At 38.7% G+C, this 13,345-nt stretch carries 11 protein-coding genes, 2 pseudogenes and 1 riboswitch; of the genes and pseudogenes, 1 reads left to right on the top strand and 12 read right to left on the bottom strand.

All coding sequences use genetic code 11. The annotated features are described in order from the left end of the window. Window positions 1-126 precede the first annotated feature (126 nt). Window positions 127-534, top strand: a complete 408-nt coding sequence (locus tag JCM10596_RS03385) for a CHRD domain-containing protein (protein ID WP_025025933.1) — start codon at window positions 127-129, stop codon at window positions 532-534. A gap of 94 nt (window positions 535-628) precedes the next feature. Here the strand turns inward: JCM10596_RS03385 and JCM10596_RS03380 are convergent, their stop codons facing one another. The 12 genes and pseudogenes from JCM10596_RS03380 to pepF form a co-directional block, all read right to left on the bottom strand. After that, on the bottom strand, window positions 629-1,498 hold the full coding sequence (locus tag JCM10596_RS03380) for an alpha/beta hydrolase (RefSeq protein WP_025025932.1): 870 nt from the start codon (window positions 1,496-1,498) through the stop codon (window positions 629-631). Between the two features lie 121 nt (window positions 1,499-1,619). Further along, window positions 1,620-4,046, bottom strand: coding sequence for a heavy metal translocating P-type ATPase (locus JCM10596_RS03375; RefSeq protein WP_025025931.1), 2,427 nt, complete (start codon window positions 4,044-4,046; stop codon window positions 1,620-1,622). 93 nt (window positions 4,047-4,139) lie between these two features. After that, on the bottom strand, window positions 4,140-4,346 hold the full coding sequence (copZ, locus tag JCM10596_RS03370; RefSeq protein WP_025025930.1) for a copper chaperone CopZ: 207 nt from the start codon (window positions 4,344-4,346) through the stop codon (window positions 4,140-4,142). A 55-nt stretch (window positions 4,347-4,401) separates the two neighbouring features. Then, on the bottom strand, window positions 4,402-4,746 hold the full coding sequence (locus JCM10596_RS03365; RefSeq protein ID WP_025025929.1) for a metal-sensitive transcriptional regulator: 345 nt from the start codon (window positions 4,744-4,746) through the stop codon (window positions 4,402-4,404). A gap of 51 nt (window positions 4,747-4,797) precedes the next feature. Continuing rightward, complete coding sequence (nrdG, locus tag JCM10596_RS03360) at window positions 4,798-5,250, bottom strand: anaerobic ribonucleoside-triphosphate reductase activating protein (RefSeq protein WP_025025928.1); 453 nt, start codon at window positions 5,248-5,250, stop codon at window positions 4,798-4,800. 17 nt (window positions 5,251-5,267) lie between these two features. Then, window positions 5,268-7,141: pseudogene (locus JCM10596_RS23595) on the bottom strand (anaerobic ribonucleoside triphosphate reductase). 197 nt (window positions 7,142-7,338) lie between these two features. After that, window positions 7,339-7,515, bottom strand: a riboswitch (cobalamin riboswitch). A 104-nt stretch (window positions 7,516-7,619) separates the two neighbouring features. Further along, window positions 7,620-8,369, bottom strand: a complete 750-nt coding sequence (locus JCM10596_RS03350; RefSeq protein WP_159102301.1) for a class I SAM-dependent methyltransferase — start codon at window positions 8,367-8,369, stop codon at window positions 7,620-7,622. Window positions 8,370-8,382: 13 nt separating this feature from the next. Further along, window positions 8,383-9,144 carry an SAM-dependent methyltransferase gene (locus JCM10596_RS03345; RefSeq protein WP_234410388.1) on the bottom strand — a complete coding sequence of 254 codons (762 nt, stop codon included), beginning with the start codon at window positions 9,142-9,144 and terminating at the stop codon, window positions 8,383-8,385. A 418-nt stretch (window positions 9,145-9,562) separates the two neighbouring features. Beyond that, entirely contained in the window at window positions 9,563-10,528 is a 966-nt protein-coding gene (locus tag JCM10596_RS03340; RefSeq protein WP_025025925.1) for a CobW family GTP-binding protein, read from the bottom strand. 34 nt (window positions 10,529-10,562) lie between these two features. Next, window positions 10,563-10,832, bottom strand: a complete 270-nt coding sequence (rpsN, locus tag JCM10596_RS03335; protein ID WP_025025924.1) for a 30S ribosomal protein S14 — start codon at window positions 10,830-10,832, stop codon at window positions 10,563-10,565. Window positions 10,833-10,887: 55 nt separating this feature from the next. Beyond that, complete coding sequence (gene sufU, locus JCM10596_RS03330) at window positions 10,888-11,328, bottom strand: Fe-S cluster assembly sulfur transfer protein SufU (protein WP_025025923.1); 441 nt, start codon at window positions 11,326-11,328, stop codon at window positions 10,888-10,890. A 192-nt stretch (window positions 11,329-11,520) separates the two neighbouring features. Beyond that, window positions 11,521-13,325: pseudogene (pepF, locus tag JCM10596_RS23590) on the bottom strand (oligoendopeptidase F). Between the last annotated feature and the right edge of the window lie 20 nt (window positions 13,326-13,345).

The raw sequence follows: 13,345 nt of genomic DNA, 5'->3' as shown, positions 1-13,345 counted from the left end.
GCTTTATTTCATTTTAAAATGAGCGCGCATCCAATTTTTTATTCATTAGTTATTCAAACAAGAAAAGCTTGGCTCTATTGAATATATTACAATACATTCTTTGAAAGGAGGGGTTCAACTTTGAGAATATTTTCAGCTCGTTTGAGAGGTGCTGAAGAAGTCCCGCCAGTAAGAACCAATGCCAGAGGCTTTGCTATATTTTCATTAAGTAGAGATGGGCGAAGACTACGTTATATAGTAGCTGCAGAAAATATAAGAAATACAACAGAAGGTCACATCCATCTAGGACGTCGAGGAGAAAATGGTCCAATAGTGGCTTTCTTATTTGGTCCTTTTCGTAGACCAGTTTCTGTAAGAAGAGGCTTTGTTGTTGGAACCATTACACAAAACGACTTGGTTGGTCCATTAGCAGGACGTTCCTTAGCTTCCCTAATCAGACAAATGCGCCGTGGAAATACGTATGTGAATGTTCATACAACACAAAATCCTGGCGGTGAAATCCGCGGTCAAATTAGACGTGGGCTGTTTTTCTAAACAGGGAAAGATCATATATTTTAGGACTGTTGACATTTGTCAGCAGTCCTAACGTATATTGTACTCAATTTACAGCTGTTAAAGAATGTTGAATCTACCGTAGACTCAGCTGTACTTTTAGGAATTCTAGCACTTTGTCAAAAGCATCTTGAACTTGGGGATCATGAAAGTTCTGATCAAAAACATGTTCCCCACCCTTTATTCTGATTAATTCACTATATACACCTAGATCTTGAAGCTTACTATGCATAAGCACCGATTGTTCATAAGGGACATCGGTATCCTGATCACCATGAAGGAATAGTGTTGGTGGGAAATTTTTAGAAAGATGACTGATTGGATTATATTTCTCTAATGACAAACGCTCAGTGTCGTGGTCATATCCCGTAACTTTCTTCATCCAAATTCCATGTTGGCGACAGGAAATATAGTAATTAAAGCGCCCCATTGCTCCTTGAGTGATTTCTACATTCCCTACATATTCATCTGCTTGGCTTTCTGTTATGATAGGTTTCTTGCGATAGTGTTCACTTGGTTCTACGATCCAATTGCTAAGGATATCTCCGTAGCCATAAAAAGAAACGATAGCACGGATGTTCGAATCCTCTGTGCCAATTAATTGACTTAGGTAGCCGCCAGCAGAGCTGCCCATTAAGATAATTTGGTTCAAGTCAAAATCATACCATTCCTTAGCGTCCTCTCGAATCCATTTTAGAGCATCGCGAACATCTTGAATGATCGCTTCAATCTTAGATTCTGGAGCTAATCGATAATCAATACTAATCATACTAAATCCTGCACAATGAAAAAATTCAACTTGCTCTGAAGGCAGCCATTTTCTTGTGCCAAAAATGAGTCCTCCACCGTGAATATATACAATGACAGGTGAACGTGTACCATGGTAGTAAACATCCGCCTTAAGTTTTCCATTTTTAAGTTCTTTATAAACTTTAGTATCGTTCACCTGTGTTCTCCTTTACTTTTCAGATTGCCATTTAGGTTCCCCTAGCTTGTATTGTGACTGAAACATTGAACTATACATATATCTTAATATAGAACCATTTTTTAGTCACGACAAATCATGATTACTTTAATCTGACCTTCTGCAAGCGCAAGGCATTGAGGACAACAGATACCGAGCTAAATGCCATTGCGGCACCAGCTAACCAAGGTGCTAAGAAACCAAGGGCTGCTATCGGGATACCAGTGGTATTGTAGGCAAACGCCCAGAACAAGTTTTGTTTAATATTTCTTAGTGTCTTTTTACTCATAAAGATGGCGTCAGCTATACTGTTAAGATCTCCTCTGATAAGGGTTATATCGGCTGCTTCCATTGCCACATCAGTACCGGTACCTATTGCCATACCGATATCTGCAACGGCTAGTGCAGGTGCATCATTAATTCCGTCACCAACCATAGCTACTTTCTTTCCTTGTAGCTGCAACTTTTTGACCTCATCAGCTTTCCCTTCAGGTAGAACTTCAGCAATGACGTGATTGATTCCTACTTGTTTCGCAATGGCTTGGGCTGTAGCATGGTTATCTCCAGTCATCATGATCACTTCTAAGCCCATCTCTTTCAATCGATGGATGGCTGAGGCAGAGGTTTCTTTGACCGTATCTGCTACGGCTACGATTCCCGTAAATTGTTGATCAATAGCGACTAGCATAGCTGTTTTTCCTTGTTGTTCTAAGGTGTTCATATTTTCTAGTGCTTGCTGAATCTCAATTCCATGTTGTTTCATCAGCTTACGAGTTCCAACTAAAATCTCTTTACCTTCGATCCTTGCTTTAATACCAAATCCGGGAACCGCTTCAAATTCTGAAGGTTCTTTAAGTTCAATCCCTTTTTCTTTGACTCCTTGAACGATGGCTTGAGCTAAGGGGTGCTCCGATTGTCTTTCCGCTGAACCAATCAGTTGTAAAAAATGATTTTCATCAAGGGATTGTTCAGGGGTGGTCATAACATCTGTTAAAACAGGTGCTCCATTGGTAACAGTACCGGTTTTGTCTAAAATAACGGTAGTCACACGATGGGCTGTTTCTAAATGCTCTCCTCCCTTAAATAAGATTCCATATTCAGCGGCACGACCTGACCCAGCCATAATCGAGGTGGGAGTAGCTAAACCAAGGGCACACGGGCAGGCAATCACTAATATAGCGATGAGCTTCTCAAGTGCTCCAGCAAAATCTCCTGGTGTAATCCAAAAATACCAAACAAGGAAAGTAAGGATACCGAATGCAACTACAATCGGTACAAAAACTCCAGAAATTTTATCCGCTAAACGTTGAATAGGTGCTTTTGAACCTTGTGCCTCTTCGACGACTTTAATAATCTGCGCGAGAGCCGTATCTCGACCGACTTTCGTTGCTCTTATTTTTAAAAAACCGTGCTTATTTATTGTGGCTCCAATCACCGTGTCCCCTATCTGTTTGTCAACAGGGACGCTTTCACCAGTTAACATCGATTCATCTATGGCTGAGCGCCCGTCGAGAATCTCACCATCAACGGGTACTTTTTCACCAGGTTTGATATAGAGAATATCCCCTGTGATCACTTCTTCAAGCGGCAGCTCTATTTCTTGACCATTTCGAACGACGGTTGCTGTTTTAGCTTGTAAACCCATTAACTTCTTAATCGCTTCTGATGAACGTCCTTTTGCTTTCGCTTCAAAAAGCTTACCTAGGATAATGAGCGTAATTAAGATGGCACTCGTTTCATAATACAAATCCACCATGTGTACATTTGAACCCAAGCTTTCAAACGATAAATATAGGCTGTAAAAATAAGCGGCTGATGTTCCTAAGGCTACCAAAACATCCATATTGGCGCTTTTATTTCGAAGGGCTTTAAAAGCTCCAACATAAAATTGCTTCCCAACAATAAATTGTACGGGTGTAGCTAAGGCAAATTGAACCCACGGATTCATAAATGCCTCGGGTAAATAAATAAAGGAGGTGAAGCTAAAATGACTAACCATAGCCCAGAGTAATGGAAAGGATAGAAGCATTGAAAAAATAAACTTTCCTTGTTGTCGTTCAATTTCCTTTTGACGGAAATCTGTATCCTCTTCCCTTTTTTCTGTTTTCCTTCTGATTCCATATCCCAACTTCTCCACGCGTTGCATGATTTCAGAAACGGTTACTTGAGAAGGATTATATTCGACTGTTGCTGACTCTATAGCCAAATTGACCGTAGCGCGTGTTACACCTTCTACTTTATTTAACCCTTTTTCGATTCGAGCGGAACAAGCTGCACACGTCATTCCAGTAATATCAAATTCAGCTTTTTCTTGAATGATATCAAAGCCTAAGCTTTTAATTTTCTTCTGAAAGGCGTCCAGATTTGTCTGATCTGGGTTATATTTAATTGTTGTTTTTTCTAGGGTAAAATTGACATTTGCTTCTTGTACACCTTCGATTTTCTTCAATCCTTTTTCAATACGGTTGGCACAAGCCGCACATGTCATACCCGTAATTTGCATACTCGTTTCTTTTGTTTGACTACTCATTCGGATTCTCCTCTCAATATACGGTGAGGGGGTATAATTTTGATTAAAAAAGAGGCGTGCTTATCGCACGAATAATCCCTCTTCTTTAGAGTATTACTCTACATCAAACCCTTGATCATCGATGGTTTCCTTAATTTGAAGAATCGTCACTTGGTTAGGGTTAAATTCTACATCTACTTTTCCTTCGGTTAAGTGGACTTGAACTTTACTTACCCCTTCTAATTCTCCAACGCTTCCTTCAATTGATTTTACACAATGACCACACGACATACCCTTCACTTGTAACGTTGTTTTTTCCATTTCAGATCGCTCCTTATGATTTAGATAGGTTATATGATAATTTCTAGATTGCTACTTATTTCATTAATCTTTTGACAGTGACTAATACTTCATCAATGACTTCCAGGTCTCCTTCTTGGATACGTTCAAGCACACAGCTTTTTAAATGTCCTTCAAGTAAAACCTTAGCAACACTATTCAATGCCGATTGGATGGCTGATATTTGATTAATTACATCGTCACAGTAGGTGTCTTTTTCAATAAGTCCTTTTACACCACGAATTTGACCTTCTATACGATTTAAACGGCTAATCAGATTTTTTTTTACTTCGTCCGAGTGATGACTCTTCCTTTTATTCTCACAACAGGTATCGAGTTCGTTGACTGCTTCTTGAAGCTCTTCCCTGCTTTCCTTGTTCATCGGATTCATGGTGTGCCCCCCTTTATGTATATCCTATTATACCCCCCTACCCTATGTCAAGCTCTCTTCTCTAAGTTTAATAATTCGCTGGTTTCTGCTGCCGCGAAAGGTAAGAGTGAGATCTCTTTCCGAGAGAAGAAATGGACCATCTACTAATACATCCACATATTCTAAAAGCTCCACCTTATCTAAATCCTTACTATTCTTGATTTCTTCTAATGTCCACCCAGTGTATGCCCATATATTTTTGCCATGCCTTTTTAATTCTTTGGCAATTTTCTTTACGCTCCTCGCCTGATAAAATGGATCTCCTCCGCTAAGAGTAATTTGTGTCAATGGATTTAAGGCTTCTTCAAGTATCTCTTCTACAGTCATTGATTTGCCATTACAGGGATTCCACGATTCTGGATTGTGACATCCTTCACATTTATGGGGACAACCGGCAAAAAAAATCACTGTACGAAGACCTTCTCCATCTACAACAGAATCATGATAGATAGACATAACTTGAACTTTTTCCATTATGAATGCCTCACTCTATGTTTTTCCTCTTCTGCTTTTGCTGTATTCCATTTCTCCATCGTCCCGACCAAATAGCCTGTGATGCGTCGAATCCTATCAATGTTCCTGTCATCTGTTGTGTAACAAGTAGGACATTCATTCTCGATAACACCTGAATAACCACAGCATTTGCAGCGATCAACGGGGTGGTTGATACTCCCATATCCGATGCCATACTCTGCCATTGCTTTGATCAAAGTATCCATTGCTTTGATATTGTTTCGAACATTCCCGTCAACCTCAATATAAGTGATATGACCAGCATTGGTTAAAGAATGATACACACTCTCTTTTTTGATCTTATCTATAGCTCGAATGGGGAAATGAACCGGAATATGAAATGAATTTGTATAGTATTCTTTATCCGTAATGCTTGCTAAAAGTCCAAACTCTTCTTTATCCTTCTTTGTGAATTTACCACTCAAGCCCTCTGCCGGTGTAGCAATGAGTGTATAGTTTAAATCATATTGCTCACTGGCTATATCACATTTTTCACGTATATAAGCAACGATTTGCTGACCTAAGTGTTGTGCTTTATCGCATTCACCATGATGTTTTCCTGTCAGAGCCTTCAAACATTCGGCAAGTCCAATAAAACCAATGCTTAAACTTCCGTGTCTGAGTACATCATGTAACATCTCATCTGGACCAAGTTTTTCACTATCCTTCCACACTCCTTGTCCATGTAAAAAAGAAAAGTCCTTTACTAGCTTCTTTGATTGAAAGAGAAAACGATCATACAATTGTCGAATGACAATGGCCACATATTCTTCTAACTTTTCAAAAAAAACATTGATGGTATCTGAGGTTAAGGCTATTCGAACAAGATTCAGACTGGTAAAAGATAAATTGCCTCGAGCCACACTATTTTCTGGACTACGACCATATCGATTTGACATGATTCTTGTACGGCAGCCCATATAAGCTACTTCTGAGGAGGGATCTCCTTCAATGTAATAGTTAAGATTAAAAGGGGCATCGATAAAACTGAAGTTCGGAAATAGCCTTTGAGCTGTGGTTTCTAGCGCCAGTTGATATAAGTCATAGTTTGGATCCGATTCATCGAAGTTTACTCCTTTTTTTATTTTCATAATCTGAATGGGAAAGATAGGGGTTTCACCATTTCCTAAGCCAGCTTTTGTAGCTAATAAAAGGTTTTTAATAAGCATTCTCCCTTCTTTACTCGTGTCTGTACCATAATTAATGGATGTAAAAGGAACTTGACCACCGCTGCGAGAATGGAGGCTATTTAAGTTATGGATGAACGCTTCGCATGCTTGATAACACTCCTGATCTGTTTCTTTCCATGCAAGTTCATTTAATTTCTTTGTTTCCAGTGAAAGCTGATACCCTAATAATCTGTTTCGCTTTTTTTCATACGTTTTTTTTACGTAGGGGGCCAAGTCAAAATCAAAGGCTTGATACCCTTGCCCACCATGCTGCTGATTTTGATTACTTTGAAAGATAATGGCTGCTAATGCCATTGCACTTAGGATTGTCTGGGGAGGACGCATAAAGCCATGCCCAGTGTCAAAACCAGTTGCTAAAAGCTTACCTAAGGGAATTTGACAACAAGTTGTGGTTCCCGTCGGCATATAGTCAAGGTCATGAATATGAATATAATTACTTTCCATTGCTTGTCGAGCTTCTTTACTTAGAAGATACTTTTTGGCATATGCTTGGCACTCTCACTAGCAAACTTATTCATTTGTCCACTTGGTGAGCGACCATCTACATTAGCGTTCTCTTGCATAAGATCCTGATTCGTGCTACTAACAATATCTTGAAAGACTGAAAACAGTTCCTCTGTATTATTATTGCTTTGACGATAGATTTTCAATTCGTTGTAGCTCCTTTACATGTTTTTTTACTTTCCTAGTTGCAGAAAAAAACCATCTCATTTGGAAGATGGTTTTTTGACAGAGATAGAATGTTGTTAGTCGATAATGTTGGAACACAGTATGCTAAATAGGTTAGCTTACATGAATTTCATTATCCCCTCATTCTATCTCCCCAACTCCCGAAGAAGATAAACTCAATATAAAAATGGCAGGTCTCCTGACTTGTGCTTCATTCTACTTTAAGCCCTTCCCATCATACGACAGTGGATGCACTTATTTCGTCAGCACTTACAGTTGCGGGGACAGCTCTGGAGTTTCACCAGATTCCCTATTACGTCTTATTGACACCATCTTTATTGGAATAAAACAATATATGGATATTAAAATAATAAAAGGCACTATATATAGTGTCTTTTATCAGTATAGTATAGTTTTGAAACTTAGACAAGATCTTTCTTTCGTTAAGTTCCGTTACCCATTAGACTCCTTTTTTGTTCTGATAATAAGAGCGGGAGAAGTATCTATGTCATATTTATTTTGTAGATAATCTCCATACATCTGAATCGTAGAGAAACCGGCTTCTTCTATCCAGTGAGTCAGTTCAGGCATTTGTATGGGTAAGAGCGTAACGTGACTTGTGTACTCGGCTTTGCCATATTCATTTCTCATAATAAGCTCAGAGCTAAAATCTATTGAACCCTGGTCATCATTGAAGTGATAGTGTCTAGTAAATGTAATGCCTGCTTCGGGTCGCTGAATGACGGGTAAGGAAGGGTTGTTATTCTTCATAACATGAGCAAAGTTAACAATTTGAATAACAAGGACTCCATCATCAGCAAGCATCTCGTACCAGTCACGAATTAGAGTCCTTATCTCTTCTTTCGTTTGGACATGTACCAATGAATTTCCTATACAATAAATCAAGTCAAACTTTTTGGAAAATAATTTTTTTCCATCTATCATGTTTCCTTGGATAAATTGTGCTGTCGTTTTCTTTTCTTTCGCTTTTTGAATCATCCCTGTATCCATATCTATGCCATACACTTCAAACCCTTCTTGTGCTAATAAATCAGCATAGCCTCCTGTGCCACAAGCAGCGTCTAGAATCACACTATTTTCTTTGAGAGTCCTGTTAAGAGCCCTTGTTAAGAAGTGTACAGCTTTGGGATTGGGTGGAAAAATCTGATCGTATACTTTACTTAATTCCTGATAAAAATTCATGTCATCACCCTTTTTATTTTTGAGCATGGATTGTGCAATGTCCAAACAGATCGCTGTGCTTAGAGAAGAATGAAGCTAAAGAAAGGAAACGTTCCTTGCTTTCATTGGATTGCATAGCTTGTTGAAGAATTTGAATCGTTTCTTCCCATCCTTCGTCAATTAATAAACCATCTAATGATACTAAACTCATTTTACCCTTGACGATTTCATAAGATGTAAAGGGGATTTCCTTATATAAGCCATCCCAAGCCTCTAGTGTTAAAGGTGTTGCCATCATTTTTAGTAGATTCCAGAACTCATTCAGCAACTCTTCTGAAGGCGGATAACTCAAGGTTAGATCATGGGTACCTAATCTTCCACCTTTTTTCAGTACACGATGATACTCCATAAGTGCCTCATGCTTTCCTTTATTAGGCAGCATGGTGAGCATCGCTTCGTTGATCACAGCATCAAAGCATTCGTTTTCAAATGGAAGCTTTCTAGCATCTCCCATAAGAAGAGTGATCTGATCCTCAAGACCTTCCTTTTTGATATTTTCCTTTGCCTTCTCTAAGCTTGGTCCATGAAGATCTACCCCAATGACTTTACAACCATATGTTTTGGCAGTATATATGGCGGTTGTACCCATATTCGGTGCGACTTCAAGCACCACTGACTCAGACGTTAATTGTAGTTTGTCTAGAATTCTTTTAGTTGCACGGATTCCTCCTGGGCGAAGCATCTTTTTTCCTAAGCTAGCTAAAAATAAATGAGCTGGCATTTGCAATGTATTCAAGTATATATCCTCCTTTAAATAGAGCGTTTTTTGTTTTAGACTCCCATTTTCATTTGAATAAACAAATGTGTACGAATGCGATCCATTAATGGTTACTGTAAGCATCTTTCCGTATGAGATGCTTCTATATGACACATTCCATGTATTTAAACAATGTACTTTTCAATCCATAATGTACTCCCTTAACATGAAAATGATTATCAATATCATTAAATATAGTATCATTGAAAGAAAGAGCTGTGTGTGATTGCAGTCACAATATAGGAAGATTTCACTTTTTACTCGTAGAATGATAAATAGAAAAAAGCCTTCTGATATCAAAGGCCTTTCTGGTAATTTTTTTTCTTTTTGATTTTCTGTTATGACAAGAAACTCGTCACTTCAGTGATTGGAGGTTCAAAACTTCACGGAATACAGGTTACGCGGTTGCGATTCTTTGAAGTTGAATGATCTCATTTCTTATTCTGTCATGGTCAAGTTTCTCTCCAATTATGACAATAACCTGCTTAGGTTTGCTCTCATTGTGAAATCGTTCAAATAGCGGCTCTCCATAAGAATAGTTAAATAAGAACAAACCAGGTGTTTCAGTTAAACTCAAAAATCCTTTAGCACGGTAAATTTGACATGGTAAGCTTCTTAACCATGTTAAAAATTCTAGACGATCGATAGGTGCTTCTAATAAGAAAGTAAATGTATGTAAATGCAAATGATTGTGCACGTGAGCTTCATTTTGATCTACCTTCTGAATGAATCTCTTAGAGTCGATAACATTGTATGATCTTGAGGAGGGTTCTATATTTTCTATATTGATGCGTGAATATGTCGTGGTAATTAAGACAGCGTTGGAGTTTATTTCTTTTATTTCCTCTAAGACACATGCCAATTCTTTTTTACTTAAAAGATCCTGTTTATTAACGATCAGGCAGTCAGAGTACTTTACTTGCTCGATAAGCAGCTTTTTAATTTTTATGCTCATTTTTCCATCTTTCCATTGCTTTGCGTTCACCAGTGAGAGAACCCGCTGGATATTGATTCTTCTTGCAATGATCGGGTGTGTGCAAGCATCCAAAACATCTAGGGGATGAGCGACTCCGGTGGCCTCTATATAGATCACATCCAGTTCATGTTCATCTAGAAGAAGCTTAAGCTGTAAGGATAACTCCCCTTGAATCGTACAGCAAATACAACCATTTAATAGCTCTTTTAAAGGCGTACCCTCGGGTACAATGGAAGAATCTATACTCACTTCTCCCAGTTCATTCATGAGTACCCCCACACGCCTTTCTTTTATATGTTCATTTTGCAATAGTTGTGTTAATAAAGTGCTTTTTCCACTTCCTAAAAAACCAGTTAGAATATAAATATCTACCTTCTTAACCTGCACGTGTATCCTCTCTTTTCTAAGTTGGTTTTTCTATTTACCAGCTTGATTTTTTCACTCCGGGAAGCTGTCCCTTGTATGCTAATTCACGAAATGTAATTCTTGAGAGTTTAAACTTTCTAAGTACACCCTTAGGTCTCCCTGTCATTTCACAACGTCTTGTTAATCGGGTTGGGGATGAATCACGAGGCAACTTACGCAATGTTTCATAATCCCCTTTTGCTTTTAGTTCTCGGCGTTGATCTGCATATTTGAGGACTAACTCTTGTCTTTTATGTTCTTTAGCTATTTTTGATTTTTTTGCCATACTGCTCCCTCCTTTCATACCTAACATAACCATTTTATATAAATAATAACCATTACTATTTAATGCTCAAATGACATTGCTCTAACAATTTATCTAATGCTTGCCAAGACATTAGGGCGCAATTATGACGTGCTTTAAGTTGGTGTACGCCTTGTAATGCCAGGGCATCTCCTAGATCGATATGTTCATTCCGTTGTTTTCCTGTTCGAATAAGATGTTCAAATTCTTCTTTTGTCGCTAAGACAATATCTAGCGATTGCTTTTTTACCAGTTCCGTCATTATAGATGCTGATGCCATGCTTATACTGCAACCATTACCGACAAAGGAAACATCGCTGACCTTCTCTTCATCAATTGTTAGGTATAAAGTCATCACATCACCACAAGTTGGATTCTTATAATGTATTTTTTGTACCCTTTCACCTTCAAGCTCCCCATAATTCCTTCGATGTTTATCATGCTCGATAATGAGTGTACGATATAAGTCGTGTAACATTATAAAATGCTTTCCTCCTCTTCCTATGAAATTTTTGTTTATTTCAATTTACTACAGCAATTAAATAGTAATAATTCTTATTTATAGCTATATTATAGGGAATTTAACTGTGTGGGTCAATCATTGTTCTAGTGGAGTAAAAAAACTTTCAATCCATGTAACCGTTGTTACTAGATTGAAAGCTTCACATCGTCATTGATTATAACTGTTTTCTAACTCATCTACTAAAGAGCCTACAAAAGCAACAGCTTTTTTGATTGGCTGTGGACTCGTCATATCCACTCCTGCCATCTTCATGAGTTCTAATGGTGATAAGGTTCCTCCTGCTTTAAGGGCTTCAATCCACCTGTCAGCTACAGGCTTTCCCTCTTCCTGAATTAATTGTGCTACTGCTGTAGAGGCGGTTAACCCAGCTGCATACGTATAGGGATACAATCCCATATAATAATGAGGCTGACGCATCCATGTTAGGCAGGCTCCTTCATCGATGTCGACGGTGTTACCCCAGAAGCTAGACAGGATGTCTCCCTTTAATTCACAGAGAACATTCGCTGTTATGGCTTTTCCGGCTTCAGCATGATGGTAGACCCGTCTTTGCATCTCTCCTTCAAGAAGGTGAGTCACATAATTATGGTAATAGGTGCCTAATAGCTGTACGATAACTGAGTTTCTCATTCTCGGTTCGGTGGCTTTATTCAATAAGTAATGACCTAAAAGCATTTCATTCAAGGTTGAGGGTGCTTCAACAAAGTACATAGAAGGTCTTGTGTTATGGATACGCTGATAACGATTGGCTAGAGCGAAGTGACCAGCATGACCTAGCTCGTGTGCTAGGGTAAATACAGAACGCATTGTTCCAGCCCAGGTCATTAATATATAAGGATGGACGCCGTATGGACTAGAGCAAAATGCCCCGCTTCTTTTTCCGATGGTATTAGCATAATCGGCCCAGCGATTTTCCAGAGCCTGTTTCATTATTTCAATATATTCTTGCCCTAATATTTCTAAAGAATCTACAACCATCTTTGAAGCGCTTTTGAAGGTGACAGGAGGATTGTATTCGGGATCTAGCGGTGCTTTTAGATCACATAACATCATCTTATCTAGTCCTAGAACCCGTTGTTTTAATTGGATTAGGCGTTGCATATGGGGTGATAGTTCCTTTTGAATAATATCTAAAATGTTATGATACATGTCGATAGTGACCTTCTGAGGATGTAAAAGCATATGTGTAACAGATTCATACTTGCGTGCTCGCGCCATGACGATTTGTTTTTTACTTCTGTTGCATAGGTGGAGGCAAATGTATGCTTGTATTGATGTAAGGTTTTAGTAAAAGAGGCATATGCTTTTCTTCTATCACTAGAATTAGAAGATTGTTCATAGCGAGTTTCATACAAGGCGAAAGAAACAGGGCTCTCATCCCCATTTTCACTTTGGATCGGATCAAACTCCATATCGGCTAGTTTACAGTTCGTATAGATGGTATATGGGCTCTGCATCACCTCATCCAACGAAGCAAGTATGGATTCTGTTTCTGGAGAGAGTTGATGAGGTTTTTGTTGCAGTAAATCTAACAAATAGATGTTGTATGTTTCCAGTCTTTCTTCTTTTTCAAGAAATTGTTCAATCACTCCAGCGGGTAATGTGAGGATTTCCGACCTGATAAATGATAAGGCTGCCTGCATCTTCGCTTTCATCGCAGATATATGGCTCGCATTGGCTTGATTGATCGGATCACTTCCATTCTCTGCCGATCGTAAAAAAGCATAGGTAGAAACCCGAATCATGCGCTTAGTAAGCTCCTCTTCTGCCTGTAAACAGTTTAGCAAAATCTCTGGTCCATCTCCCAAGAGTCCTTTGTACTGTATGATTTTATGTATATCTTCCGATAGATGTTTGAGCTCGACTTCCCAAGCTGCATTGGTAGGAAATAAATCTGTAAGTTCCCAGGTCTGCTCTAGAGGTGCTTCACTTCTCGTCCATCGTGTTCTCATAGCTATGCCTCTCCTTTTTA

Source organism: Caldalkalibacillus mannanilyticus JCM 10596 (assembly GCF_000615945.1).
Taxonomy (GTDB): domain Bacteria; phylum Bacillota; class Bacilli; order Caldalkalibacillales; family JCM-10596; genus Bacillus_AT; species Bacillus_AT mannanilyticus.
This window is presented reverse-complemented; position numbering and strand designations above follow the sequence as displayed.

Bases quoted from the DNA above. Each gene is read 5' to 3' on its own strand.
- nrdG (WP_025025928.1), bottom strand. From the start codon at position 5,250: ATGTCTATCTATCATGATTCTGTTGTAGATGGAGAAGGTCTTCGTACA.
- copZ (WP_025025930.1), bottom strand. From the start codon at position 4,346: ATGGAAAAAACAACGTTACAAGTGAAGGGTATGTCGTGTGGTCATTGT.
- JCM10596_RS03350 (WP_159102301.1), bottom strand. From the start codon at position 8,369: ATGAATTTTTATCAGGAATTAAGTAAAGTATACGATCAGATTTTTCCA.
- JCM10596_RS03375 (WP_025025931.1), bottom strand. From the start codon at position 4,046: ATGAGTAGTCAAACAAAAGAAACGAGTATGCAAATTACGGGTATGACA.
- rpsN (WP_025025924.1), bottom strand. From the start codon at position 10,832: ATGGCAAAAAAATCAAAAATAGCTAAAGAACATAAAAGACAAGAGTTA.
- JCM10596_RS03365 (WP_025025929.1), bottom strand. From the start codon at position 4,746: ATGAACAAGGAAAGCAGGGAAGAGCTTCAAGAAGCAGTCAACGAACTC.
- sufU (WP_025025923.1), bottom strand. From the start codon at position 11,328: ATGTTACACGACTTATATCGTACACTCATTATCGAGCATGATAAACAT.